General features: G+C 45.0%; 18 protein-coding genes. 6 read left to right on the top strand and 12 right to left on the bottom strand.

All coding sequences use genetic code 11. The features are described from left to right. The first annotated feature begins 1 nt into the window (after position 1). From MJ595_RS17430 to MJ595_RS17420, 3 genes are all read left to right on the top strand, one after another. Positions 2-454 carry a type III secretion system chaperone gene (locus tag MJ595_RS17430; RefSeq protein WP_263079316.1) on the top strand — a complete coding sequence of 151 codons (453 nt, stop codon included), beginning with the start codon at positions 2-4 and terminating at the stop codon, positions 452-454. Between the two features lie 150 nt (positions 455-604). Next, the gene (locus tag MJ595_RS17425; RefSeq protein ID WP_263079314.1) at positions 605-2,749 is read left to right on the top strand and encodes a hypothetical protein; all 2,145 of its coding nucleotides are present in this window, start codon (positions 605-607) and stop codon (positions 2,747-2,749) included. Positions 2,750-2,950: 201 nt separating this feature from the next. Then, a complete protein-coding gene (locus tag MJ595_RS17420) occupies positions 2,951-5,002 on the top strand; it encodes a hypothetical protein (protein ID WP_263079312.1) in 2,052 nt (683 codons plus the stop codon). A 7-nt stretch (positions 5,003-5,009) separates the two neighbouring features. On the opposite strand, the gene MJ595_RS17415 is transcribed toward MJ595_RS17420, so the two are convergent. From MJ595_RS17415 to MJ595_RS17390, 6 genes are all read right to left on the bottom strand, one after another. Next, on the bottom strand, positions 5,010-5,564 hold the full coding sequence (locus MJ595_RS17415; protein ID WP_263079311.1) for a hypothetical protein: 555 nt from the start codon (positions 5,562-5,564) through the stop codon (positions 5,010-5,012). 135 nt (positions 5,565-5,699) lie between these two features. Next, a complete protein-coding gene (locus tag MJ595_RS17410) occupies positions 5,700-7,670 on the bottom strand; it encodes a hypothetical protein (RefSeq protein ID WP_263079310.1) in 1,971 nt (656 codons plus the stop codon). A gap of 32 nt (positions 7,671-7,702) precedes the next feature. Then, positions 7,703-8,341, bottom strand: a complete 639-nt coding sequence (locus MJ595_RS17405; RefSeq protein WP_263322441.1) for an IS630 family transposase — start codon at positions 8,339-8,341, stop codon at positions 7,703-7,705. After that, the gene (locus MJ595_RS17400; protein WP_263078176.1) at positions 8,325-8,732 is read right to left on the bottom strand and encodes a helix-turn-helix domain-containing protein; all 408 of its coding nucleotides are present in this window, start codon (positions 8,730-8,732) and stop codon (positions 8,325-8,327) included. The genes MJ595_RS17405 and MJ595_RS17400 overlap by 17 nt, the downstream gene beginning before the upstream one ends. A 758-nt stretch (positions 8,733-9,490) precedes the next feature. Next, on the bottom strand, positions 9,491-9,937 hold the full coding sequence (locus tag MJ595_RS17395) for a DUF2147 domain-containing protein (protein ID WP_263079309.1): 447 nt from the start codon (positions 9,935-9,937) through the stop codon (positions 9,491-9,493). Positions 9,938-10,191: 254 nt separating this feature from the next. Continuing rightward, positions 10,192-11,205 carry a helix-turn-helix domain-containing protein gene (locus tag MJ595_RS17390; RefSeq protein WP_263079308.1) on the bottom strand — a complete coding sequence of 338 codons (1,014 nt, stop codon included), beginning with the start codon at positions 11,203-11,205 and terminating at the stop codon, positions 10,192-10,194. A 123-nt stretch (positions 11,206-11,328) separates the two neighbouring features. Here MJ595_RS17390 and MJ595_RS17385 point away from each other — a divergent pair, with 123 nt between their 5' ends. After that, positions 11,329-13,167 carry a beta-ketoacyl synthase gene (locus MJ595_RS17385; protein ID WP_263079307.1) on the top strand — a complete coding sequence of 613 codons (1,839 nt, stop codon included), beginning with the start codon at positions 11,329-11,331 and terminating at the stop codon, positions 13,165-13,167. 41 nt (positions 13,168-13,208) lie between these two features. Here MJ595_RS17385 and MJ595_RS17380 read toward each other — a convergent pair whose 3' ends face one another. Beyond that, the gene (locus MJ595_RS17380; RefSeq protein ID WP_263079306.1) at positions 13,209-16,019 is read right to left on the bottom strand and encodes a hypothetical protein; all 2,811 of its coding nucleotides are present in this window, start codon (positions 16,017-16,019) and stop codon (positions 13,209-13,211) included. 83 nt (positions 16,020-16,102) lie between these two features. Between MJ595_RS17380 and MJ595_RS17375 the strand changes: the two genes are divergently transcribed. Together MJ595_RS17375 and MJ595_RS17370 are read left to right on the top strand one after the other, a co-directional pair. Next, positions 16,103-17,488 (top strand): hypothetical protein, encoded by a 1,386-nt coding sequence (locus MJ595_RS17375; protein ID WP_263079305.1) that lies wholly within the window; start codon positions 16,103-16,105, stop codon positions 17,486-17,488. A gap of 242 nt (positions 17,489-17,730) precedes the next feature. Beyond that, entirely contained in the window at positions 17,731-18,024 is a 294-nt protein-coding gene (locus tag MJ595_RS17370; protein ID WP_263079304.1) for an RNA-binding protein, read from the top strand. A 279-nt stretch (positions 18,025-18,303) separates the two neighbouring features. On the opposite strand, the gene MJ595_RS17365 is transcribed toward MJ595_RS17370, so the two are convergent. The 5 genes from MJ595_RS17365 to MJ595_RS17345 all read right to left on the bottom strand — a co-directional run bounded on the left by MJ595_RS17365 (position 18,304) and on the right by MJ595_RS17345 (position 26,004). Then, positions 18,304-19,890 carry an ABC transporter ATP-binding protein gene (locus MJ595_RS17365; RefSeq protein ID WP_263079303.1) on the bottom strand — a complete coding sequence of 529 codons (1,587 nt, stop codon included), beginning with the start codon at positions 19,888-19,890 and terminating at the stop codon, positions 18,304-18,306. A 13-nt stretch (positions 19,891-19,903) separates the two neighbouring features. Then, positions 19,904-20,941: an ABC transporter permease gene (locus MJ595_RS17360; protein WP_263079300.1), complete on the bottom strand. Its 1,038-nt coding sequence runs from the start codon at positions 20,939-20,941 to the stop codon at positions 19,904-19,906. A gap of 2 nt (positions 20,942-20,943) precedes the next feature. After that, positions 20,944-22,032 (bottom strand): microcin C ABC transporter permease YejB, encoded by a 1,089-nt coding sequence (locus MJ595_RS17355; RefSeq protein ID WP_263079299.1) that lies wholly within the window; start codon positions 22,030-22,032, stop codon positions 20,944-20,946. After that, entirely contained in the window at positions 22,029-23,984 is a 1,956-nt protein-coding gene (locus MJ595_RS17350) for an extracellular solute-binding protein (RefSeq protein ID WP_263079298.1), read from the bottom strand. The genes MJ595_RS17355 and MJ595_RS17350 overlap by 4 nt, the downstream gene beginning before the upstream one ends. A gap of 208 nt (positions 23,985-24,192) precedes the next feature. Further along, positions 24,193-26,004: an extracellular solute-binding protein gene (locus MJ595_RS17345; RefSeq protein ID WP_263079297.1), complete on the bottom strand. Its 1,812-nt coding sequence runs from the start codon at positions 26,002-26,004 to the stop codon at positions 24,193-24,195. Positions 26,005-26,087: the final 83 nt, after the last annotated feature.

Genomic DNA, 26,087 nt, shown 5'->3' with positions numbered 1-26,087 from the left:
TATGAAAAATACACTACTTGAAGAGTTTTCCCAATATATGGGGCTGGATGACTTTAAGCTGGATGAGAATAATGAAACCCTGTTGGTTTTTGATGAAAAGCTGCCTGTTTTGCTTCATTTCGACTTTGAAAAGGCACTGTTAACCCTGGATGCAGATTTAGGTCGGCCCGGGCAACAGAATAAAATACAGTTAATGGAAACCCTTATGGAAGCGGCCAATATGTGGCGTGAGCTGGATATCTGGTTTTCCATACAGCCTGATAGTAAAGCCATTCATGTTCACCGACGGGCAGTGCTTGGCTCTTTTCCCGAGTTTCAGCAGACACTGGAAAGCTTTGTGGAAGTGGCTAACCACTGGCTACGCCTTATTAACCTTGACCCATCAGCGGTTTCCGAAAAAGCGGCAGCGGAAAAAATCAGGAATCCTGGGCCAATGTCAGGGATTCCTGTTTGAACTGTAAGTGAAATAGTCTGGGCGGGATAAGGACATTACGATAATGAATCCGGTAAAAGCGCACAGACTTATTGCACGCACCAGATAACAATTCCAACCATTATATGTAAGCAAGCCGGTGGTGAATGCTGCCGGTTAGTGGGTGAAACTATGTCAAATTCATCGGGTATTCAGTCTAATGCCTCTGGGGTTAGCCTGGATCAGTTCCGGTCATTAGCAGCTGATAAACACCAGGGTGATATCACCCTGAAAGCCAGTGGGCTTCAGGTTGCCAAACGAAAGTTATTGGGGCAGTCATTAATTGCAGGTCCGGGGCCGGGTTCAGGACGTCAAAAAGCATTGGCGGTTTTTAAGGAGCGCCTCCAGGAAAACTATGGGGCTGAGCTAGCGGATTTAACACTGGGAAAGATGAAGCTGAATAGTGCCCATACATTAAATACCAGCCAGGTGAAAATGCTTGATTACCACCTGGGCAATGCCAGGGAGCAGTTGGAAAGCCGTTATTTAAAACCGGCACAATTTGACCGTTCGGTGGCCAGATTAGCATCTAATGTTAATTTAAAAACCTGGGCCAGTGAGTTAAAAGCCATGAAAAACCCCGAGCGTAAGCAACAGTTGCTTAAGCAGGGGATCACGGATGTTTATAATCACTATGAAAGCAAGCTGGGAAAAGATGGTCAGTTGGCTGACAGGGCAACCGTGTTAGAAAGTTCTCGCTGGAAAGAGTTTAGCCAGTTTGTCTCGGAACAGTTTAAGACACCTGTGGTGAGACCCAATTTTACCGCTGAAGAAATGGGGGTGAGGGTTCAGGAAGCCTCACTGATGCATGCCCAGGTTTGTCAATTAGACGATATCATCAAGGGTGAAGGGAAAAACTGGCTTGATAATGGCCGGACAGGCAGTATTCAGTTGCTGATGGCTAGTGCCATGCTGGATACCATGAACGACATGTGGGTGGAGCATAAAGCCACGGATAATGCTGACTGGGTGGTGAATAGTCAGCCGGAAAAAAACAGTCAATGGCAGGTGACCTCTAAAACCCATGAAACTAAAGACAGTAATTATGGTGCTAAGGTTGAGGTTAATAGTACCCGGGGAGTCAGCCTTGATACCGGCAACGTCAAGGGTGCGGTTAAGCCCATTGTTAAGGCAGAGGCGGAAGGCAAGGCCAGCCTCGAAGCCGATGGCAATTTATTTGAGGGCAATGCCAGTGCCAAAGTAACCGTACAGGCGGGGATTAAGGCAGAGAAAGAGGGGCAACTTGGTTCCAGGGTCACCTATAAGGCTACCCATGAACATGGGGCTATTGCTGAAGCAGCATTATCTGCCAAAGGAGGTACGACATTATTTAAGTCCAGTGCATCAGCGGGCTCATCCGTTACTAATCCTGAAAAATTTAGCTATAAATTCGGAGATGCTGGTGCGCAAGGGTTTACCACGGGGGTTGAAGCCCAGGCCGCATTCAAGGCCGGTTTCTATGTAAAAGATTCCGCTTCTCTGGATGTTGGTAATTACCTGAATCTGGAAGCCAGTGCTGAAGGGTTTGCCGGGGTCAGGGGTGAAGCTAAAGCATCCGCTGGTATCACCGGATTAAATGCGGGCGGTCCGGCGGGTGTGAAGGCTGAGGTCAAGGCCTCTGGTTTTGCCGGGGTTGAGGGAAGTGCCAAATTTATGGCTCAGTTCTTTAACACTGAATTTATCGGTCATGCCCTGAAACTCCATGTGGAAGCAAAAGGAATGGCGGGTGTCGGTGGGTCAGCCTCTGCCAAGGCTGAATTTACCACTGAAAATATTGAAATAGGCGCATCCGCTTCAGGAGCTATTGGGGTCGGTGGTGGAGCGGGTTTTGGTACTGCCGTGAACCCCCTGGCGATGCTGGCCTGTGGTAATGCTGCACTGGCCAAGGCCTTTAGTCGGTTTGACCATGAGCTAAGTAATGTTTTTGATGAGAAAGCAATAAAACAGCAGAATACTTTATTGCTAAAAGAACTCAATAATAAAGTAGAACGCTATTTTGCCAGTTATGAAAAAGAGGTGGATTCAGCGCTGAATGGCGATATTCGTTTACATGATGAACTCCGTGATGTCACCGCAGATGCTGGCCTGGATAAACTGGGAAAACTTGATCAGGCTGGACTCCAGAGTAAGCTGTTAGCAATGTCCGAGCAGGAGCTTGATCAGCAAAATAGTGAGAAGGCCAGTAATCCAAAACTGGATCGTCGAGATCATGTATTTAACTTTATGGATCAGGATAGACTAAATAACTTATCAAAGGATACTGTTGTTTCAGTTTAAATAGGGGAGGAGAACAAGGATGTTCTCTTGAACTTCTTATCTCATAGTATGTGATTTATATAAAATATCATTTAGTTATTATCAGGATTGTATGATTATATAAGATATCATATTGTTATTTAATCGTTTTTTGATGCTAACAGTATTGATAATATATAAAATAATTTTTATTAAGATGTGTGGAATTTTTAATATTTTTTATTGTCTGAGTTTTCTATTCATTTCTTTTTTGTTTTAAGAGATGTTTATTATGAGGGCGATGTTTTGGAAAATATTAAAAAAAAGCTAATATGTTTAATACTTGTGGCTTTTGCCAGTCTGTGCCCGATAGAAGGGTATTCTGTATATGGTAAACATCATTATAAATTTAACTATCTTTATGATTATTACCAGTGGCTTGTAGCTACTGGCGCTGTTGTATTGATGGGAGTAACCAGTGACTATTATTATCAATCAAAGTTTTTTGGTAAGGCTAATAACAGCAACTCCTCCTCTTTTTCTCATAATGAGTGGGAAAAAATAGAAAATGGAACGGCAGGATTTAGCTTGATTGTTGATGATAAAAATCAAGTAATCAGTAAAAAAGCACATATTCAGTTGGTGGTTAACTATAGTCCTACCCTCTGTGAGCAATCGGCTCCTGAATCAGGTGATCAGGAATCCATGGGGGAGTGGCTTACGAATTGTTATCTTAAAGGCAAAAAAAACTATATTACTGTAGAGCATGCCAGTGAGGCGCTAAATCGTAACGCTGGTTCGGAGCAAGCTGACGAGCTAACAATGGAGAATAGAGAAAATTTCTGCAGTGTGCGTAATAAGGAAAACTGTTTTATTAAAAGGCTTGGATTTTTACTTAAATCCATTAATGCCAATGAGAAGTTATATATTTTATTTGATAAAGGGGATGATGATGTTATCCGGTTGAGGTTTGCCATTGTGGATAAAAACTCCGAATCAGGTGTTGTCAGGAGTAGCCCTCTGTTAGCAATGAAAAGGGACTGGAAGGAAAATAGTATTATCTGGGAAAGTTTTTTGGCTGAAAATGGGCTGCCTGTTTTTGATGAAGAACGCCAGGAGTGGCCATGTTCCTTTTTAACGAAAGAAAATCATGATCAATCATCAGAAGGTCAACATAAAAACTGTTTTGCACTTTTTAAAGAGCAACAATTTCAAAAAGGAAACTCATGGTATGGTTGGTTTAGGGATAATAAAAGAGCTGAAAAACCCGAGCCAGGCAAACATGTGATTTCAGTATTTAATGAAATGGGTAATATTTCAGAGGCCATAAAAAAATATCGGGCTGATAACAACAATACTGAATATGATTTTGACAAGGGAGATGACCAGTTAGTAGCAGAGGTAGATGATGGAGCTGTTCATACTTATATCTTACCATTAGAAAGAGTTGAAATAACGGAAAGTAAGTATGTTCAGCTTTTTGGGATTGGTGGACTCAATTGTTATCACCTCCCTGGGTTAACGCACGTTCGTTGTGCACTTGAAAATCCTGATTGGCATTATCGCTATTATTCGAGGCAAGCTGCACTGGAATATAGAGATCAAAAAATGAAAAGGAAACAGGCACTGGAACAGGGTTTGGAGCACTATGATAGCCAGTGGGAACAGGTTTTCATCAATAAAAAGAGACAGGCGGAGACAAAAGAAGAGGAAAATGGCACTGGGCAGGGAGTATCAGCAATTCTTTCCTGGCTGGTATCGCCTTATACGGGAGCAGTTAAGCTTAATCAGTCCATGCAGTCCTTCAGGGATGCCCAGAAGGCTTATGTTTTTGATCCGTTGAAATATGTGGTTAAAACTGGCGTGGAACTTCCAGTTCATGCTGGTTTGTGGGCTGCGAAAAATATGATTGCTCCGGCGATAACCTGGACAATCAGTTCACCTTATTATGCATATCAGGGGCTACAGTGGACAGATCAGTCCATACAGCCGTTTAGGGACTGGCAAAAGTCTTCTATTCATGACCCTGTTAAAAATGTAATAAAAAGCACTGTTGAATGGCCAGCTAATGCAGTTTGGAGCACTATAAAAAACGTCTTTCAACAGGAACGGGAAGATGCTGATCAGCCTTTAAATAACGAATCTTCCAACACCGAAGATGATCAGTCTTTTGCTTCAAAACCCGATAGCAATGACTTTGAAAATAGCAGGATGCCTGAAGATCAAGAGGATAAGAGTGACGACGACGATGATGATTGGGCTACCGTTGAAACCGTAGATGAGAATAATGAGTAATGCATCATCATTCTTTTGGGCAGGAAGGGGTTCGATAAAGGTATAATGGTGTTTTATAAAGATCATTGGCCTTTAGTGTCTTGACAGGGTGCCAGCCCGGGATTCTGAAAGTATGGCTTATGACCCAGCAGTCATCAGGCAGTGTGTTTTTGAAGTGGCTGGCTAGTTTCTCCATGGCTTTGGGGTAGAGGTAGCAAACGATGAGTCCCGCTTTAGACAGGTCGGCCTGAAAGAAGTCTTGCTTTGTTATCTTTATTGATGGGTAATAAAAATGCCCTATCAGTTTAGCGATACTTCGAGGTAAAAAAGAACGCTCATAAGCCAGAATGTTATTGTTGGGATAGGTTTTAAGGAGTAATGGCAGCAATGTCCCCCAGCCACAGCCCAGTTCATGTATTTCCCCATGAACCGGGGTGGGTAATATAGATTTCAGGGACTGTTTGACTTTGGGGGATGTGGGGGTTGGGGTGATGCCCAGGCGAAGGCTCCAGTAAATCAGGGAAATAGTGAGCAATGCCAGGCAGCTAATAATAATAAAGGTAAGCACAGTCGTTAAATTCATCTAACGACTATAACGCCTGGCCCCGTCTGATAAAAGGGAGTGGTGGCCTCTGGCAGTGTAACAGAGGCACTTAAGAAAGTGCCTCCTGAGTTTTTAGGGGTGCTATCACATCGGGTAGTGATTAATACATATGAATCACTGTTGAGAGCATTGAACCCGTGTATTTTGGTGTTCATGCTCTGGTAATGATTTTGTGCCACTCGTATTCCCGGAACTTATCGCTGGACTTTGTCCATAAGTATACTGAATAACACCCTTTGAAACAGGTGTTCTGCACATAGGACATTTTACTGTACCCACTTGATGTGCATTCAATGAATCCCAACACTTTTCATCTAAGTAATGAGTACAGGTTTTGAACCGTATCATTTTAGTTTTATTTTCTTCTAATGTATCCAGACATACCATGCAATCTTCTCCTGATTCATCAGCAGTCACAGTATTTTTCTGCTGGGTCATTATTATTTTCAGATGCTCATTCAATTCTGTAACACGTTTTTCCAAGACCTTTTTTTCTTCTTCAAGCTTATCAATATTTCTCTGTAAGGTTTGGCTTCTATTCTTCTCATTTCTAATCTCTCTATCTGCTTGCTTTAATTTTTCAAGAGCAGAAAGTTCAGAATCCCGTGATGTTTGTAACTGTTTTAATAGATCTTTATGATCATCTTCAGCAAGCTGCAATGACATCGCTTGATCTTTTTGTATTTGTTCTTTTATTTCAAATTCTTTAGCTTTTTCATCTGCTTGCAGTTTAATGGCCATCTGATGATCATGGGTTATTCTCAATCGTTTTTTTTCACTTTCTATGAGCTCTTTTTCAAGCTGAAGCTTTTTCTTATCCTGTTCTAGCTGAGCAATCTGATTTTCTGCTTCATTAAGTTTACTTTGTAGCACGCTGGTCAGTGACAGGGCTTCTATTAATTCATGATCATTATCGGAACTAAATGTTGACCATAAGTTTTTCATTTCATTACCAAATAAAATCATCATCTGCTCAAAACGATTCTTTTTGAATAAATCGTAGTCTTCAACTTGTTTGTGGAATTCCTCATGGAGCGAAGTTATTTCTTCCTCAGAAATATGGCAGCATGGATTTAATCTGAACATTCTTTTTTTAATATCATCTGTCAATGATTGTTTTTTAAATAGATTGTCACCAGCTTTTAATACAGTCCCTTTCATTCCTCCCATGGCTAAATCTTTCATTTTTCTCGGGAATGTAGAAAACGCAGGTACTTCTCTTCCCCTGGATTGCACAGATAATAAATCTCTTAACCATAACACACTAGTATATTGTGATATCAAAAAGCGCATCTCCTGGCTGGAAGGAATCAGAACGAATGTATTTCTGTATGGGTCTTCATTTTTAAAATATTTAACCAGGTTATTGAAAATTGCTTTTTCAACAAACATTTCACTAATTTTTTCCATAACCTGCCATATTTTATCCAGTCCATAGGGTTCATTATTCAGTTTCATAACAAAATACCTGGGAGCCAATAATAATAAGGCTCCCATATCAGTTTGAGTAATATCGATTTTAATTTCCAGTGTGTCAGCGGGAAAGGCAAAAGACTCTGCCAATGTTTTACTTATTCCCCTGTTATAAGGTCGAGCTGGCGCAGTATAAGTCAATTGTGTGCTACCTAAAACCTGCACAAAACCAGTTTCTCCAGATGCCAAACCAGGGTGCTGACTAACCAATAATGCCAGAGTATGATCTATTTTAAGCATCAAAAGAAAAAACAGATAAGCATTGTTTTCATCTGCAAAGAAAATATCTTTAAATTTAGCTGCATCATCAAAACTGTAATAACTTTCCGGGGAGTGTTCTTTGCAAACAGAGGGGAATAATGCTTTTTCATCTTCTCTGGCATTCATATTAAAACGCACCCCCAAATCCCAGTGGTCTTTTTTATTAAGTCCTGCTGGGTTTCCCCAAGAATCCTGTCCAGTACAAAATTTATTCCATGATGTTACTTGGTTTATGGTTGGAGAATCCGTCATGTGGAAAAAAAAGGGAGGATACTTAGGAGGGGCAGCAACTACTGCATTTATAAAACACGTAATAAAAGCAATAAAAGCGTATCTATAATTTATAAACATAAGTACTCCGTAAGTAAGTTATAAATAAGTAGTCACTCAAACGAAATCAGATATTTTTGACCAAATAGATCAAATATACGTTTGACCTCTTGTTCGAATTCCTTGAAATCCATTATTGACAGCAGGTTCAGCCATTCATACTTCACTTTTCTCCACAATATTTCTATCAGGTTTAGCTCAGGTGAATAGGTTGGTAAAAAACAGACTAAGAGCTTTTTCTCAATTGCCCAGTCTATTACTCTTTCTCTGAAAAGTTTGCTGGTATGAATGCTGGCATTATCCACCATGACGATGGTATAGCGCTCATTAGAGCTGTACTTGGGTTCTTCCATCCTGGCGGCAAAATCATCAAAGACACTGATAACTGTTTCGCTGTTAACACAACCTGTTACTGGGTAGTAGAAAAGGTCATTGGCACGATTCATAAATCCCAGCACATTGATACGCTTACTTTTTACAGAGGGTATTTTTAGCTGTGAGCCTTTTTCTTGCCAGCCATAGGGGACACAAGGCTCTTGACTAAAACCAGATTCATCAAAGTAAAACAGATTGACAAGCCCTTTATCCTCAGCATATTGGGCCTCTTTCAAGGCAGACTGGCAACATCTGAATTGCTCCTCATCGCGCTTATGGCTGCAAGCTTTACGAAACCGCTTATAAACAAGTCCCAGCTTTTTTTAAAAGTCTCGACAGGGTTTGCTTTGAGGCAACCTTACCGGTTTCCTCTGCAATCTTTGTTTGAACATAAGACAGCCTGCGAGGTTCCTCGGAGACAATCTCTCTAATGCGTTGTGCTTCCTGGTCAGTATAGATAGGTGGTTTTCCACCTTCATGTTTTTTGTACAAGCCGCGAAGGCCATAATCATCCCAGGCATCAATCCAGTCAGAGACTGTCTGATATCGAACTTCAAATATTGCAGCAATCTCGCTCATAGAATAACCACGTATGCTGAGTAAAATAGCATGAGCCCTTTCCCTTAGGTACGGATATGGCCCATGTCGAATAGCTTCTCTCAATGTTTTTATGACAGCGACATCGGTTACTGGATCAACAGTTTTCATCGTGACAACAGCGAAATTAACGATATTAGGCAATGAGTATAGCCAAATTGGAATGGGGAGTTATTAAACGGTCGTACAGTTATTTTTATCTATTAGCGGTTGCGTGAGTACTTAGTGACCAGGTTACCAATGCATCATGTTGGATGTTTTTTTTAATAGAGTGAGTAACGAAGGAGCCATCATTTGTTATTCCAAATCACAAATTAACTTCTTATCTGTCTGTAGGGTTGTTAGTTGCTTTTTCTTTTTAATTCAATATAAGCTCTATGGTGGATAGAGTATAGATTATAAGGAAAAGTATCGTCAAAATTAATAATATATCAATGCGTTCCGAATAATAAATTCCAGGGAAATATCAGGTTAAGTGTTGAATTATTGTCGTATAAATTGGGCTATCGCTAAAATTAAGTGAAAGGTCTGTTATATTGATGGAAGCACTGCTGTTTTAGAATTGGGTGTAAAAAACTGTGCACTGAACTATATCCGTAACCATTGGATATGATTGCTTGTTCACTATTTTTTTTAGCAATCTTTGTAAATTCTCAAAATTAGTTTATTCGCAGTACCAGAGATTGATGACTGCTTCACCTGGGAATAGTCATCTCTAATTCTGCTCGTTTGGTCGAAGAGGGGTATTTTTTAGTATGGTTTAACTGCATCCCTGCTGCTTTTTTGCACGGTATTGGGAGGGCAGATCAAACCATATTTTCAGATGTATTGAAACAGGAGTCCTCCAGCAACCTGGCTGGAGGAGGACATCAAATCTTATCAACCCTTTCCCAAACCTGGGAGCGGCCGATCAGGGAAAAACCAATATAGCCACGAACTTCCAGTTTCTCCCCCTTGTCCAGCAGTTTCATATTAGCGCTATAAATTTTACCTGACTCCGGATCAAGGATTTTACCGTCATCGTATTTATCTCCATCCTTTTCCATCCCCCAAAGAATGGTCATTCCCTCTACCTTTTGTCCTTTACGTGCATCATCGCATTTTTCACAAACAGCATCCCGTTTGGCTTCATTAAGAATTTTGGTGACAGCCCCTGTTAGTTGGCCATTCTCTTCCCGAATGGTTACCAGGCTTTTGGCTTCACCTGTGGCATCGTCAATAGTTTTCCAGATTCCTACGGGTGTTGATGCCAGGGCGCTAAGTGGAAGGGCAAGTGCAGCAGAAGCCAACAACATTCTGGCTGTTTTTATCAGCACGATGGAAATCCCCATAATAGTTATTAGTAGAACATAGTTTAATAGCGAAAGAAGCATATGATGATTGATTTATCGGGTAAAGCTATTATCCAGTAAAATTTATGTAACTCAATGTTTCTAATAAAAACCCTGAGTGTTCTCTGCGGTCATTCTGTACAATTCTTGCACAGAATGATGCAGTGGGGTCTATTTCAGCTTTGCCTCATCTCGGGACGCTGGGAATGAATTATTACCCCTATTAACCGGTTATTCAGTTAGTCGTTTAGTTGAAACAACTTTTCTCTCACGCTTTTTCTGAAATCTGTTGGGCTGAGTTGATATTGTTCCAGGAATAAACGACTGAAGTAGTCGGGACTGTTATAGCCTACCTGTAATGTAATTTCGGCGATGTTCAGGTTTGTACTCTTTAGAAGCTCTCTTGCCTGGCGAAGTCTGAGCTTCTTTAGGTAATTTACAGGAGGCATATTGGTAGCTTGTTTGAAGCGCCGGTTTAAAGTACGACCTTTAAGACCCGATGCCCGTTCCATATCAGCTAGGGTAACCTCTTCCTGATAGTGGCTTTGTAACCACTCCTGTAATAGCACAATAGCTTCATCTCGATGAGGGGTGACCTGGTCATTGGCGAAATAGGTTTCATCATAGGATTTACGGATTTCGTGGGAAAACTGCTGTTCTACTTTCAGGGCCACTGATTGCCCTACGGCAATTTTTATCAAGTGCACCATGAGATCAGCCACGGAGTTGACGCTTCCGGCACAATAGATGTGTCCTGCACGGGTGATTAAATGGTGAGGCTTGAAATCCACGGCAGGGTAGCGGTGTTGCAATCGTTCCAGATAATACCAGTGGGTGGCGGCAGGTTCTCCATCCAGTAAACCGGATTCTGCCAGAAAGGCAACACCGGTTCCCCCTACGGCAAAAATCGCATGGCCATCATGCTGTTTTCTTATCCAGTTAACAAGTTGGTGATGCTTTTTGACCATAGGCATAGGGTTTCGCCAAAGGGCAGGAATAATAACCAGGTCAGCCTGTCCCGTTTGGTTGAGGGTTAACTCTGGGTGGAGTATCAGTCCTCCGATGGCTTTTATGGGTCTTTGGTGGGGAGAGCAAAAGTGGATCTGAAATGTCTTTTTTTTCCCTTCAAGATGGCTATAGGTTGAAGCAGCCTCAAGCATTTCCAGGGGGAGGGTGATGCTGGTGGCAATCATGTGGTCAAGCAGTGGCACCATGACTTTTATAAAAGAGGTGCGTGTTTCCAGTCGAGTCATACAACTAATTGACATTATGGCTAAATAATTAGGTATTTTGACAGTTTTATAGGGTTTGGTTCCCTGTTTCGACGGTAAAATAGTATTTATTTTGTTGAAATACGGTTACAGGGAGCAGATCACTTGTCCAGATTGCCTGTTATTGTCGCTCAGGGTGGTATTAGCTCTGCTGGAAGAACATCCGGATTCTATGGTTACCGGAGATTGGTGATTGATAAGCTTGGCAGGGCTGATCGAGTAGAAACACTGGAAGCTCTGGCAAGCCTTTTTGAGGGGGATCCCGAAGCCGGTGAGCAAAGTATTCTTGCTAACAGCCTGATTCGTCGCCTCGATAATCAATCGTTTAATAGTGATGCTATTTATTATCATCACCCGGTGACTTTGCAGCAAGATTCAGAGATAGTACTTGCGGGCCGAAGATTACCTGATCCACTGCCGGAAGGCTGGGAAATTAAACACCGGGAAAATGGCAGAGTGACCATTGGCATCTCGGCTAACCAGCCACTGATGCTGCCATCATCCCGTCCCTCTCCTGTGAATGCTGCAGGACAACTTCCTACAGGGTTCAAACCGGAAAAACTGTATCAGTCCCGTCATCATCCAAAGGCTCTGGCAATGACTGTCTTTGGTGCCTCTGATGCCATTGGTTCATCAGGGCTTGACTGGAGCCTGCTAAAAAAGCGGTTATCTCCTGAACAGATAGCGGTCTATGCTGGCAGCGCCATGAGTCAACTGGATTACAACGGCAATGGTGGAATGCTGCAAGCCCGCCTGTTAGGCAAAAGGGTGACATCCAAGCAATGTCCCCTCGGGTTTGCAGAAATGTCAGCTGATTTTATTAATGCCTATATTCTGGGTTCCCTGGGAACAACAGGCACCAGTATGGGGGCTTGCGCGACCCTGCTTTATAACTTGCAGCAGGGTGTGGCGGATATTCGTAGTGGTAAACACCGGCTTGTTGTTGTAGGTAACAGTGAGGCACCAATAACCCCCGAGATTATTGACGGATATGCCACCATGGGGGCCCTGGCCAGTGACCAGGCCCTGCGAGCGTTGGATCAACTGGGGTCGGAGAGTTGTCCGGACTGGCGTAAAGCCTGCCGTCCTTTTGGCAATAATTGTGGCTTTACCCTGGCTGAATCAGCCCAATACTTTGTGCTGATGGATGATGAGCTGGCATTGGAATGTGGTGCCGAGATTCTGGGTGCTGTGGGTGATGTTTTTATCAATGCCGATGGTTATAAAAAGTCCATATCCGCGCCAGGGGCTGGTAATTATTTAACCGTGGCCAGGGCCGCGGCATTGGGCAGGGCTATTGCCGGTGAAGAGGCGCTCAGGTTTGAAAGCTTTGTGCAGGCCCATGGTACGGGAACCCCTCAAAATCGGGTGACAGAGTCTCATATTCTGGATGAGGTGGCCCGGGTATTCGGCATTAAGAACTGGCCTGTTTCTGCCGTGAAGAGCTATGTAGGACACTCTTTAGGTGCAGCCGCAGGAGACCAGCTGATGTCTACCCTGGGTGTCTGGCGCTATGGCTTGATTCCCGGAATAAATACCATTGATGGCCTGGCCGATGATGTTCACGCCAATCAGCTGAATATTTTGTTGAGTCATCTTCAGATTGATCCAGCGGATATGAATCTGGCACTGGTGAACTCCAAGGGATTTGGGGGAAACAATGCAACAGCCCTGATGCTAAGTCCCCAGCTCACTGAAAAAATGCTGAAGGCCAAGCATGGCTCCCGTACCATGATGCAGTGGCAGCAGGAAAGGGAAAAAACCTTGGTGGTTCAGGGAGATTATCTGGATCGCTGCCGTCAGGAGATTCCTGATCCTATTTATCAGTTTGGCAGTGGGGTTCTATCTGAACAGGACTTGGAGATGGATCATCAGCGGATAACGGTTCCCGGTTATGGCAAGCCGGTGGATCTTGAGCTGGATAATCCTTTCTGGAAATTTTAATAGAAACCAGGGAAGGGGAGTGGTAATAATCACTCCCTGTTCTATTTGGTTTTTTGGGAGAAACTGAGCTTGAATTTGTTGTCTTCCACTAATTTGGTTTTAACCAGTGTTTCAAAGGATTCGGGGGGGAGGCCAAAGGTAATGTTTGCAAGCTGTGCTACGGCGTCCCGCTTCTTTTCGTGCTGTAAGTACAGCTGCTTGTAGAATTGATAGATATCTTTTGCCCCTGTGAGGGAACCGCCTTGCTGTTCTTTTAGTGCCTTATCTTTTCTGAAGCGGTCAACGGATGCGCCCACTGCCGTTGATACCTTGGCAGCCGTTTTAACACCCGCCTTCACGCCAACCCCAACAGGACCCAGCAATTTTGAAGGGATAGATAGCGCGGCAGAGGTGCCATGAATGACACTATTGGCGGTATTACTTTTGGATTTAATGCCTATATGGGCATTTTTGACGTCCCGGGCATTCTCCAGAAGTTGGGTTAAAGTGGCTTTTTCCTCCTCAGACAGGCCCGATTCATCAAGTGCTTTTTCCGTCTGGGTGATTCGGCTCTCCATGCGCTGTTTATTCTTGACTCGATATTTTGCTTCCTTTCCAAAAGCAACACTTTTTAGTACTTCATCAATGGGAAGGGGTACAGGGCTAACGGCTAGTGCAGCTGCCTTCAGGGAAGCATCCCGTTTGTGTTGGTAGAGCTTCCATTTGTCATAATCTTTAAGTTGGTAAAGGGCATCTATATTTTCAGAGTGGTTTTGTAGAATTTCAACCACGGCATCTGTGGGAGGTTGTTTATTAATGCCTGCAAGGAAGGCATGAAATTTTTCTTTATTTATTTTAATTTTATGATCAAAGACTTTAACATCTTTTTGTCTACCTATTTTATCTTTAAATTTACCCCACAGTCCTAATTGTTTTTTATAGGAGATTTTTATCCCGATATCCAGGCTCTCAAAAATCTGGTTAAAGTGCTTCACCTGCTCCTTTTTATTAAAGTCTGCCTCTTGCATGGAGGGGATAAAACTTTCCAGTTCTTGCTTTAATTTTGCTTTGTCTATTGTTTCACCTTTTTCTACGGCCAGTTTAGTTTCATATTCCTCAACCAAATTAAATAATGCATCACGTGTGGCCTTGAATTCGCCAGCTGTAACATAAGAATCATCATTTTTCAGAATGGCTTTTATGTTTTTATCCAGGCTGCTTTTACTGTCTTGTTGATTCCCCAGTTCATCTTCCAGAAAGCAGAGGTGGCACAGATCTTTAAATTGTTTCCGGTTTACAGGGGTTCCCGGTTGAAAATCAGCGGCACCGCTGGTCCATGACTCCCTTATCTGGTGAGACTTGATGATATTATTCCGGCGCCTTCTGACTTTCATGAACTTCCGTTGGGACGAGCCGAAAATAAAGGCGTTTTCTACAACCGATGCTCCAGCGTCAATGCCGAGGGTTAGAGGATCTATGGCATTACTAAGGTCAAATCCCATGGCATCCAGTGCGCCAGCCGTTTCAGGGGGAGGGGGAGAACTACCCTGATCTGACAGGGCATCAATTAAAGGGTTGGAGTGGGTGTCCTGTATCCCCAGGTGATTATAAAAGGCCTGGGCACCCTGTTCGGGTGTCAGGTGATCTGTAAGGGTTTCTATGGGTTCTGTTGTGAGAGAGGCGGTGGCTGACGGAGCCAGCTGATGATAGGCGGCGGCACCTGTCACTCCTATATCTGCAGCTAACCCTGCTCCTGCGGTGGTACCAATGATGATTTCCGGAGCAATGGGGGCACTCCCTTCTTTAATGGGATAGTCTGCGGCATTTAAACGATTCCTGGTGTCAGGTTCTGGTGGGTGGTTTTCTGGTGTGGGTTGATGGTCTTTTCCGGGTTTTTCCCCGGGTTTGACATCATTGACAGGTGGTTTATCCGGAGGTGGAGTCCGGGATTCTTTTTGCTGCTTATGGTCACCTGAATGTTCCGCCGGTGAACCGAACATTCCCCCGCTACCTTGCATGGTGTTGTAGCAGTTAGAATATTGGTACCAGCCGGTCATGGCAGGCAAGGGCATGGTTCCATAACCGGGGCACTGGGCCAGCAGCCACTCAGGGTTAAAACATGGTTGAAAGGCGGGTATGAAAAGATATTGGCCCATACTCCCGGCCCAGTTCCGGGGATAGGCCATGATGGGTGAAGGTGGTATGCCCACCCCGGAAAGGCTCTGGATATCTTGCAGGACATTGTGCAGCGGCATCATTGTTGGTGTTGCCAGTAATGGCGGCATTGATTGACTGAGCGCTGCGTATTGGGCTTGTAGCTGGTTGATTTTATTCAGCTGATCCAGCATTTGACTGCAGGCAAACCAAAGTTGCTGTTGAATGATGGGAAGGGCTGGAATTCCAAAGGATTGGGGGTAAATGCTAAGCTGTTGGGCCAGCCCCTGTGATAAATCAGCAGGTTGTGGTTGTCCTGTATAGCCGATAGAAAAACCCAGGTTTTGTGGTGTTTGGGGCGTGAAATTAATATTGCCAAAGTTGTTGATCAGGTTCTGCTGACCCATCCTGTAGTTAATCAGGCTACTGGCTCTATTCAGCTGATGTTGGGTCTGCTCTGCCTGCCGATCCAGGTGCTGAAGTTGAGGCTGGGGATTGAGTTGGGATCTGGGGGGACTCGTTTCTGTAGAGCGTTGATTCAGTGGCGGTGTATCCTGGAATTTTTTGTCTGCAACAGGAATATTTTTATGGGCAGTAACGGGAGTGGCAGGTACTTGGGATGAATCCGGCGAACCCTTAGTGGCTGGGGTGCCTGAGTTTTGTGGATAGTTTGGGGTTCCACCAGGTGTAGATCCTGCGCCCCCGGCGCCTGAGTTCATTGAAACCTTCCCTGTCGGTTATTAATTTATTATAGCTAACATAGGGCTGGTAAATTGTTGGAATCAGTCAGGAGAACAGATTAATGATAAGCAGATCATGGCTTTTTGGAGCGGTTTTTCTTTCTACAGTGAGTTTAAATGCCACTGCGAGTGCTCCTGTGGAACCAGGGGTGCTGGAGTTAGATAAAGCGGTTCGCAGTGATATTACCCTTTATACCGATAAGGCACTGGTGCGTCAGGTCTTTAATGCAAAGCCTAATGCCGATGGTATTTTGACACTGGAAGGTATTGGTTCGAACTGGCGTGAAGATAGCCTGGAACTGGAGTATAGCGATGATCATCAGCCAGTTTTCCCTGAAAAGATTTGGTGGCGGCGAGGGGGGCTGGATCGGGATAGCCTTTATAGCAAGCTGGTAGGGAAAGCCGTTGAGTTAGTGGGTGGAGGGCTGAATGTGCCAGTCCAGGGCGAGTTGCTGGTTTATGATAATGGGGTTGCCCTGGTTCAGGGACATAATGGCCGTCAATATGTGGTGGATTGGAATGATAGCCAGGGTATAAGGCTGGCTTCAAAAGAACCGGTGTTTACAGAAAAGGATTATATTGCCCGGCTCACTGCAGACTTTGGCAAGCAGGCGACTAAAGGCTCGTTGCAAATGTCTTATCTGACCCCTTCCTTAAGGTATTCCAGTCAGTATCGGTTAACCCGGGAGGCTGGGGGAATGGCGAGGCTTGAGCGCCATATTATTTTGATGAATGACTCCAACGTAGATTATAAAAAATCAACAGTCAGGCTGGTGGCTGGAGATATGAATACAACAATGGCCTCCCACTCCAGAAAGCATATGATGCTTGATGCTGCCGCACCAGCACAGGCCGAAGAGTCATCAGAGCAAAGAGTGGGGGAGATACTGGTTACCAAATTGCCTGAGCCTGTACGTTTAAAGCGTCATTCAAGCTTGCAATTGACGCATTATAAGCAGGATATAGATTTTGAAAAATTTTATATGCTGGATATTTACGGTCGGTCATACGGGGGCAGGGCTCCCTCAATGGAGCGTCCCAGGTTGGTATTGGCTTTCAAGGCTGAGGCTGACCTGGCCTCAGGACGAGTGGAAATGTATGAAAAAGACAAGGAGGGATTTGCCCTGCAAACCGGTGGTGCATGGCTACCAGAAACCATCAAGGGTGACTGGGCTAAACTGACCATGGGGGAAGCGCTGGCAGTAAGGGTTGAACGGAATAAAATCGATAGCCAGCAAAAGGGGGATGAGCTTCATATTCGATGGCAAGCTACCATTCACAATGGTGGTAATGACATGATTACATTCCGGCTTTCAGACCGGGACAGAAGTCTTTTGAAACTGTCTGATGTACAGGGTGGCAAGCTGCGGGATACCTCAACCATTCAAGTCTCAGTGCCTGCCAATAGTAAGAAAAAAATCACCTACTCTGCTGTCTATGGGCGGTAAAAGATAGAGTGATGCATCCTGGGTCTGGCAGGTTCTCTGCCAGACTTTGTAATTTTCATGAGTCACTGATGGACAAAATTGTGCTTTTATGCGAGGCTGTGTGTGAACTTGGCTGGGTAATCAGTTTATAAAGCTGATGTCAACGTAAATAACTGTGATAACTATGGGTTGTTTGTCCAGTCAGGGGAATTTATGCAAAGGCATAGCTACTAATAAAACTGTCTAATCAGAGTTCTCTTTCGATGGAAGAAAATAAGACATTATATGTCGGTAACCTGGCTTATAGTGCGGATGAGCATGATCTGGAAAACGCCTTTTCCGGGTATGGCTCCGTTGATGACATTAAATTGATGAGAGACCGGGAAACGGGCCGATCCAGGGGATTTGCCTTTGTTACCTTTGCCACGGGTTCCGAGGCCAGCGCAGCACTGGATATGAATGGTAAAGATATTGCCGGTCGACCACTACGGGTAAACCTGGCCCGTGAGAAGCCTGCTCGTCCCAATTATAATAACCATCAGCAGAGACGGTTCTGATAAATAGCAATCGCCTTTCTGTTGGCTCCCCGGTGTTGTTCAGGAGGAAGATGATTATTCTTCCTATGTACCCCAAGCATTAATATCTGTACAAGATAAATGCCTCATTCCCAGCGTCCCGAGGATGTCGCAACAATCTCTCCCCGCTGGGAATGTATTCGTGCTAAACCATAACCAGTCTGAAAACCGGATTTTTGTGCTATGCCCAGTCATCGCAGCTGCTTCTAAAGCGTGTTTTGCCCGGGTTTATCAAATGACGGTTTTCCAATCGGGTGCAATTCAGGTAAATGCGGCTTTTATCAGTTCTTTTGTATATTCGTTTTTGGGTGATGTAAAAATCGAATCAGTTTCTCCTTCCTCAACAACCCTTCCGGACTTCATCACCAGTATTCTATGGCTCATGGCTTTAACCACGGCCAAGTCATGACTGATAAAGAGATAGGTCAGGGCGTATTTCTTTTGAAGCGTTCTCAACAGTTCAATAACTTGGGATTGAACGGTTCGGTCAAGTGCCGAGGTGGGTTCATCGAGGATAATCAGTTTGGGCTTAAGAACAATGGCCCGGGCAATGGCAATCCGCTGCCGTTGTCCTCCTGAAAACTCATGGGGGTAACGGTTTTTGCTGGCTGGATCAATACCCACGTCGTTTAATGCCTCTGTTATAGCGGCCTCTCTGTCTAAGCCATCGGCTAATTTATGGATATCAAGTCCTTCCCCAATAATGTCAGTTATAGTCATTCGTGGGCTGAGGCTACCATAGGGATCCTGAAAGACAATTTGCATGGCTTTTCTATAGGGGCGATAGTATTTTTGACTGAGGGTATTCAGGGTATTCCCCAGAAAGCAGATCCGTCCTTCAGACTTTATCAGCTTCAAAATAGCTAGCCCGAGGGTTGTTTTGCCCGATCCTGATTCGCCAACGATGCCCAGGGTTTCCCCTTGTCTAACTGAGATACTGAGGTCTGTCACGGCCTTGATATGGTCCACTGTCCGTTTGAAAAAGCCCCGTTTTATGGGAAACCAGACCCGGATGTTTTGGCAGTCCAGCAGGTTAGCAGGGGACTCTGGCAGTGGGGCAGGTTGACCGGACGGCTCAGCATTCAATAATTGTCTTGTATAGGGATGCCGGGGGTTTGAAAAGAGGGCTTGCGTTGAACCCTGTTCTACCAGAAACCCGTCTTTCATGACACAGATGTCATCTGAGACATGTTTGATCAGATTAAGGTCATGGCTGATAAAGAGTATGGCCATTCCTAATTTATTTTGCAGGTTTTTCAGTAGCTTCAGGATTTCCCGCTGAACGGTGACATCCAGGGCAGTGGTAGGCTCATCAGCAATTAACAGCCTTGGCTCACAGGCAAGGGCCATGGCAATCATAACCCGTTGTCTCTGGCCTCCAGACAGTTCATGGGGATATGACCTCAGGCGTGATCGGGCATTTTTTATACCAACCAGTTCCAGCAGCTCCAGGGTTCTGCTGGTGGCCTGGGCAGCGGGCAGTCCCAAGTGAAGCATAACAACTTCATTGATCTGTTTTTCAATGGTATGGAGGGGGTTAAGTGAGGACATGGGTTCCTGGAATACCATACTGATTTGATGTCCCCTGATTTGTCTTATACCCTCCGTTGATAATCCCAGTAGTTCCTGGCCATCAAAGTGAATACGGCCGTTAATCCGGGCATTTTCTGGCAGCAGTTTCAGGGTGGTTAACGCCGTTATGGATTTTCCGGAACCGGATTCACCCACCAGTCCCAGGGTTTTTCCTGCCTGCAGGGATAGGTTAATGCCCCGGACGGCCCGGACAATGGAGTGATCCTGATGGAAGCTGACATGCAGGTCTTCAATGGTGAGTAATGGGTTATCCATAGCATATGCGTTTTTAGTTAATTTGATAGTATTTTCTGGGATCCAGGGCATCGCGGGTTGCTTCGCCAATAAAAACCAGCAGGGTAAGCATGATGGACATAACCAGAAATGCGGTGATTCCCAGCCAGGGTGCCTGAAGATTATTTTTTCCCTGGGCTATCAATTCACCCAGGGAGGGAGAACCAGCCGGGAGACCAAATCCCAGAAAATCCAGGGAGGTCAATGTGGTAATGGCTCCGGTAAGGATAAAAGGCATAAAGGTGACGGTGGCCACCATGGCGTTGGGCAAAATATGCCGGAACATCAGCCGGAAATTGTCCATCCCCAGAGCCTGGGCGGCACGAACATATTCCAGGTTTCTGCCCCGCAAGAATTCAGCCCGGACAACATCCACCAGGGTCATCCATTGAAACAGCAGCATAATGCCCAGTAACCACCAGAAACCGGGTTCAATAAAGCTGGAAAGAATGATTAATAAATAAAGACTGGGCATACCTGACCAGATTTCTATAAACCGTTGGCCGATCAGGTCAGTCTTGCCGCCATAGAAGCCCTGGATGGCCCCGGCAAAGATGCCAATGACACTGCTGACCAATGTCAGAATTAACCCAAATAATACAGATACCCGAAAACCATAGATAACCCGGGCCATCACATCCCGCCCCTGGTCATCAGTACCTAGCCAGTTATCTGTTGAGGGTGGGGCAGGTGCCATTCTTGCGTAGTTGATGGTGTCGTAGCTGTAGCGAATGGGGGGCCATAGCATCCAGCCCTGTTCTGCAATGAGTTCCTTTGCGTATTCCTGTCGATAGTCTGTCTCCAGTTCAAAATCCCCGCCAAAGGTGGTTTCAGGGTAAATCTTGAGCACCGGGGTATAAAAACCACCGTCAAAATAGACCAGTAGCGGCTTATCATTGGCAATCAGTTCTGCACAGAGGGTCAGGATAAAAAGAAAGGAAAAAATCCATAGTGAATAATAGCCTCGTCGGTTGCTTTTAAAATTATGCCAGCGACGTCTGTTAAGTGGGGTTAAAGTCAGCAGACCTTTCATTATTAGTCCCTAGCGTCAAAATCGATGCGAGGATCAACCAGCATGTAAGCAAGGTCGCCCAGCAATTTAACAATCATGCCAATGAGTGTGAAAATAAAAAGCGATCCAAACACCACAGGGTAGTCGCGATTAATGGCCGCCTCATAACTGAGTAACCCTAAACCGTCCAGGGAGAATATGATTTCTATCAGCAAAGAGCTGGTGAGCAGAATGCCCACCAGTGCCGCAGGAAAGCCGGAGATAACAATGAGCATGGCATTCCTGAAAATATGACCGTATAAAACGCCCTTATCATCCAGCCCCTTGGCTCTGGCAGTTTGCACATATTGTCGGTGGATTTCATCAAGAAAGGCATTTTTAGTGAGCATGGTCAAGGTGGCAAAGCCGCTGATAACCATGCAAAAGATAGGCAGTACCATATGCCATAGATAGTCGGTTATTTTCCCGGGCCAGGAAAGGCTGTCAAAGTGATCAGAGGTTAATCCCCTGAGGGGAAATATATTCCAGTAACTCCCTCCCGCCAGAAGTACGATAAGGAGTATGGCTAAGAGGAAGCTGGGGATGGCATACCCGGTGGTGACTATGGCACTGGACCAGATATCGAAGCGACTGCCATGACGGATCGCCTTTCTGATTCCCAGGGGGATGGATATTAAGTAGATAAGTAAAGTGCTCCATAATCCTAATGAGATAGAGACAGGCAGTTTTTCCTTGATAAGATCGAGGACTTTGGCATCCCGGAAAAAAGAATCGCCAAACTCCAGGGATAAATAATTGCCTATCATTTGGATAAAGCGTTCATGGGCAGGCTTATCAAAGCCATAAAGAGTTTCGATTTCCTTGATTAACTCGGGATCAAGCCCCCGGCGTCCCCGGTATTCCCCTGATTCATCAAAGGAGAGCTGCTGCATTTCAGCGTTGCTGGAACCGCTGATTCGGCTGATAGCACTGGTATCAAAACCTTCCAGCTTGGCGATCATTTGTTCGACGGGACCGCCGGGAGCAGCCTGGATAATAATAAAATTCAGCAGCATGATGCCGAAAAGGGTGGGGATCATCAGAAACGCCCGGCGTAATATGTAATCCATCATGGTATTTTTTTCTGCCGTCTTGAGGCGATAAGGCCAATAATAATCAGTAAGCTTATTAGCACTGTAATAATAGTCATTGTTTGACCGGAGGGTTGCTCACTAGCAGATGTCGTTTCTGTGATGTCCGTTGTTTTGAGGGTTGGTTGCTGGTACCACCATGATTCAAAGTCCATGGAGTATAGAGGCTCTGTAGCAGGGTGCTGGAGTGTCTGCCAGTAGGCGACCCGTATTCCGGGCAGGTGCCATTGTGGAATACTGTACTCGCCCCTTAGTAATACACGGTCCAGGGCTCTTGTTGCGGTTACCAGCGCCTGTCGTGAAGGTGCCTTGATAATATGATTGATCAGTGCATCAATAACTGGTGATTTGATACCAATGATATTTCTGGTGCCGGGAATATCGGCCGTGTCAGAACCCCAGAACTCCTTTTGTTCATTGCCAGGTGAGTTTGACTGGGGGAACACAGAAACCAGCATATCAAAATCGAATTTTCTTAGCCGGTTGATGTACTGTGAAATATCCACATGACGAATGGTCATGGTAATTCCCATAAGTTCGAGGTTTTTTTTAAAGGGAAGGGCAACGCGCTCTATGGCAGGGGATTCTATTAAAAGCTCGAACTCAAAGGGTTTGTTGTTGCTATCCAGGAGCTTGCCGTTGGTCATTTTCCATCCGGCATCATTGAGCAGGGCCAGGGCCTTGCCCAGTTGCGACCGGATATTGCCAGAGCCATCTGTTACAGGTAATTCATAGGGTTTGGTAAACAGTTCGGAGGGAAGCTGGTGGCGGAAAGGTTCCAGAAGTTCCAGCTCTTCCTTTGAAGGAAGGCCTGTTGATGCCATCTCCGAGTTAGCAAAGTAGCTTGAGGTTCTATGATAGCTTCCGTAAAAAAGGTTGCGGTTCAGCCACTCAAAATCCATGGCATAGCTGATGGCTTTCCGAACATTGATATCCTGGAATAACGGGTTTCTGAGATTGAATGTATACCCTTGCATGCCGGCGGGTGATCGGGTGGGGATAGACTCTTTTATGAGTTCCCCCGATGTTACGGCATCAATGTCATAGGCTGTTGCCCAGTTTTTTGCGACATTTTCAAAGCGGATATCGTAAGCTCTTGCCTTGAATGCCTCTATGGAAATATTCTGGTCCCGGTAATAATGATACTGGCGGGTATCAAAATTATAACGACCCTTGTTAACCGGGAGATTGGCAGCCCAGTAATCCTTTACCCGCTTATAGGTTATTTGTTTGCCGGCATCTACGGTATCTATCTGGTAGGGGCCGCTGCCAAGGGGAAGGTTGAGGTTGGCGGTTGCAAAGTCATTTTCCGGTTTTTCCCAAAAGTGTTTTGGAAATACGGGCAGTTGAGTCAAGATTAAAGGCAACTCCCTGTTGCCGGTATTTTTGAAATTAAACCGGATAGTCTGCGGGCTCAGTACCTCTACATTTTTTACCCCACCATAGTAGGCCTGATAGAAAGGGGAGCCTTTTTCCATCAAAGTGCTAAAGGTAAAGTCAATATCCTCTGCGGTTATTTTTTTTCCATCATGAAAGCGGGCATCAGGGTTCAAGTGGAAAGTGATACTGCTTTTTTCCCTGTCCAGCTCATAGGATTGGGCTATAAGAGGGTAGACAGAGAAAGCCTCGTCCTTACTCGGAACCATTAACGTGTCGTAAATAAGGGAGAGGCCATAGGCGGAGGTTCCTTTTTCAATGTACGGGTTGAGGCTATCAAAGGTTCCCGTTGCAGGCATTTTCACTGTTCCGCCTTTTGGCGCATCAGGATTGACGTAATCAAAATGGGTAAAATCAAGGCCATACTTTGGTAAGTCATAAAGACTCATTGCGTGAGTGGTGGGTTCTTTATTGCTGCCATGGGCGGCGAAAACCAGGGGGGTAAGTATGACTGTCAGGAGTGCGCGTTTTATCGTTGATACAATCATTAATGCCATAGTGGGTCTGACGTGAGTGGTTTATTAATTATCAGTGCTTAAATATAGTCCCCCCTGTTAGGGGCTGTTATTTAATTCTTGGTAGGGGACTTGGCACTTTTTTATTTTAGTGATTAATAAGTACTTGCTTTTGGGGGGATTCGTCAAGGGGATAAGTTGTAAACCGTAAGGTCAGCTACCGGCCCAAGTCGGTAGCTGACCTGTTAAATCACTTTTTACCCGGAGTCTCGATCCACCAGGTCATGATATCCAGTGCGTAGGGTGCAGGATGTGCAGGTGTCTGCAGGGTGTCTCTTTTGATAACAGGCCATGTGGGTAGATACCAGAGTGGCAGGGTATATTGTTGCCAGAGTAGAATTCGATCCATGGACTTGACGGCTGCTTCCAGCTCAGTCACGTTTTTTGCCTTGGGGATTTGCCCAATGATGGCATCAATGGCGGGTAGGCTGGCTCCTGTAAGATTTTTGCTGCCGTGCTGGTTAGCTGCCCTGGAACCCCAGTGGCTTGACTGTTCAGTACCGGGGCTGGGGGTGTGGGGATAAACATGCATAACCAGGTCAAAGTCCTGGTTTCTGATTCTTTCAATGTATTGGGCTGGATCAACCGTTCTGATGTTGAGCTTTATGCCTATCCCGGCAAGCCCTTTTTGAAATACCAGCATGGTTTTTTCATGTTCTTGCAGCGATACCAGGGCTTCCAGCTCAAGGCGCCTGCCATCTTTGAATAGATAGCGGCCACTGATTTTATAACCTGCCGATTTCAGTAGTTTTAAGGCTTCTTTCTTTTTTTCTCGTGTACTTAGATTGGGTTCACCCCCTGGTGGAACATAGGGCTGGTTGAATAAGGGTTCTGGCAGACTGCTTTTCCATGGGGAGAGTAATTGGAGTTCGGGGCGTCCGGGCAGTCCGGATGTGGCAAACCGGGTTCCGCTAAAATAACTATCCGCCCTTTGGTACATGTTATGAAACTGGTTTTTGTTCACTGTCTCAAAGTCAAAGCCATAACCCAGGGCAGCCCTGACCCGCTGATCGGTAAGATGAGGGTTGCGGGTGTTATAGGTGATGGTTAATGTCTGTGGATTCCCGTTTTTGAGCAACTGCCTTGAAAAGCCTTTTTTCTTGAGTACGTCATCATTGAGGTGATCCACCCATATCCTTGGATCATCAACCAGTTTAAAGTCATACTCACCGGCAAGCAGAGCTTCAAGTGCCACTGTGTTGTCCCGGTAATATTCGTAGCGAAGCCGGTCAAAATTGAAGCGTCCTTTGTTCACCGGGATATCCTTCCCCCAGTAATCTTTTACACGCTCATAAGTGATGGATCGTCCTGCGGAAAGCGCCACAGGTTTGTAAGGGCCGCTACCAATGGGAATCTCAAGGCCTGGCGAATTAAAGTCTTTGTTTTTCCAGTAGTGCTCCGGTAATACCGGCATTTGTCCTAGAATTAGGGGAAGCTCCCTGTTTTGGTTGCTGCTGAAATGGAACAGCGCCCGATATGTTGATGTGACGGTGACTTCCTTGACGTCTTTATAGAAGTTTTTATAAAAGGCCGAGCCTTTCTCCCTGAACAAATCAAAGGTGAATTTGACATCCCTTGCGGTGACAGGCTTGCCATCATGGAAACGGGCCTTGGGATTAATATGGAAGGCAACCCAGTTATTGTCAGGGTTCAGCTCGATTTTTTCTGCGAGCAGACCATATTTGGTGAGGGGTTCATCCCAGGATCTTGCCAGCAGTGTATCATAGATAAGGTTACTGGCTGCTGCAGCAGTTCCTCTGTCAGAGTAGGGGTTTAGGGTATCAAAGGTACCTATGGCGGCCTGCCGGAGCTCTCCGCCTTTTGGCGCATTCGGATTGGTATAGTTAAAGTGGGTGAAGCCTCCCGGGTATTTTGGGGTACCATAGAGCGCCACTGCATGGGTATAAATAGCGGGGCTTGAGGAGGGGGTTCCTGCCACAGCCACTAAAGTTACCCAGCTTGTTATCAAACCTGTTATAAGTCTCTGAAATAGAAAGAGCATCTTTTTTCCTGTGGTAATAGGGTTGTTGTGATAATCAGGAATAGATAATAGTGTGTTTTAACATCGGTGCTGTTTTTGTTATC

This window comes from Endozoicomonas sp. Mp262, from assembly GCF_025643335.1.
Classification (GTDB): domain Bacteria; phylum Pseudomonadota; class Gammaproteobacteria; order Pseudomonadales; family Endozoicomonadaceae; genus Endonucleibacter.
Note: the sequence above shows the minus strand (reverse complement) of the source record. Positions and strands in the feature narration are given on the sequence as shown.

Coding starts and splice junctions, on each gene's coding strand:
- MJ595_RS17355 (WP_263079299.1), bottom strand. CDS start 22,032: ATGATGGATTACATATTACGCCGGGCGTTTCTGATGATCCCCACCCTT.
- MJ595_RS17380 (WP_263079306.1), bottom strand. CDS start 16,019: ATGAACTCAGGCGCCGGGGGCGCAGGATCTACACCTGGTGGAACCCCA.
- MJ595_RS17370 (WP_263079304.1), top strand. CDS start 17,731: ATGGAAGAAAATAAGACATTATATGTCGGTAACCTGGCTTATAGTGCG.
- MJ595_RS17410 (WP_263079310.1), bottom strand. CDS start 7,670: ATGTTTATAAATTATAGATACGCTTTTATTGCTTTTATTACGTGTTTT.
- MJ595_RS17345 (WP_263079297.1), bottom strand. CDS start 26,004: ATGCTCTTTCTATTTCAGAGACTTATAACAGGTTTGATAACAAGCTGG.
- MJ595_RS17430 (WP_263079316.1), top strand. CDS start 2: ATGAAAAATACACTACTTGAAGAGTTTTCCCAATATATGGGGCTGGAT.
- MJ595_RS17375 (WP_263079305.1), top strand. CDS start 16,103: ATGATAAGCAGATCATGGCTTTTTGGAGCGGTTTTTCTTTCTACAGTG.
- MJ595_RS17390 (WP_263079308.1), bottom strand. CDS start 11,205: ATGACTCGACTGGAAACACGCACCTCTTTTATAAAAGTCATGGTGCCA.
- MJ595_RS17400 (WP_263078176.1), bottom strand. CDS start 8,732: ATGAAAACTGTTGATCCAGTAACCGATGTCGCTGTCATAAAAACATTG.
- MJ595_RS17350 (WP_263079298.1), bottom strand. CDS start 23,984: ATGGCATTAATGATTGTATCAACGATAAAACGCGCACTCCTGACAGTC.
- MJ595_RS17360 (WP_263079300.1), bottom strand. CDS start 20,941: ATGAAAGGTCTGCTGACTTTAACCCCACTTAACAGACGTCGCTGGCAT.
- MJ595_RS17365 (WP_263079303.1), bottom strand. CDS start 19,890: ATGGATAACCCATTACTCACCATTGAAGACCTGCATGTCAGCTTCCAT.
- MJ595_RS17415 (WP_263079311.1), bottom strand. CDS start 5,564: ATGAATTTAACGACTGTGCTTACCTTTATTATTATTAGCTGCCTGGCA.
- MJ595_RS17425 (WP_263079314.1), top strand. CDS start 605: ATGTCAAATTCATCGGGTATTCAGTCTAATGCCTCTGGGGTTAGCCTG.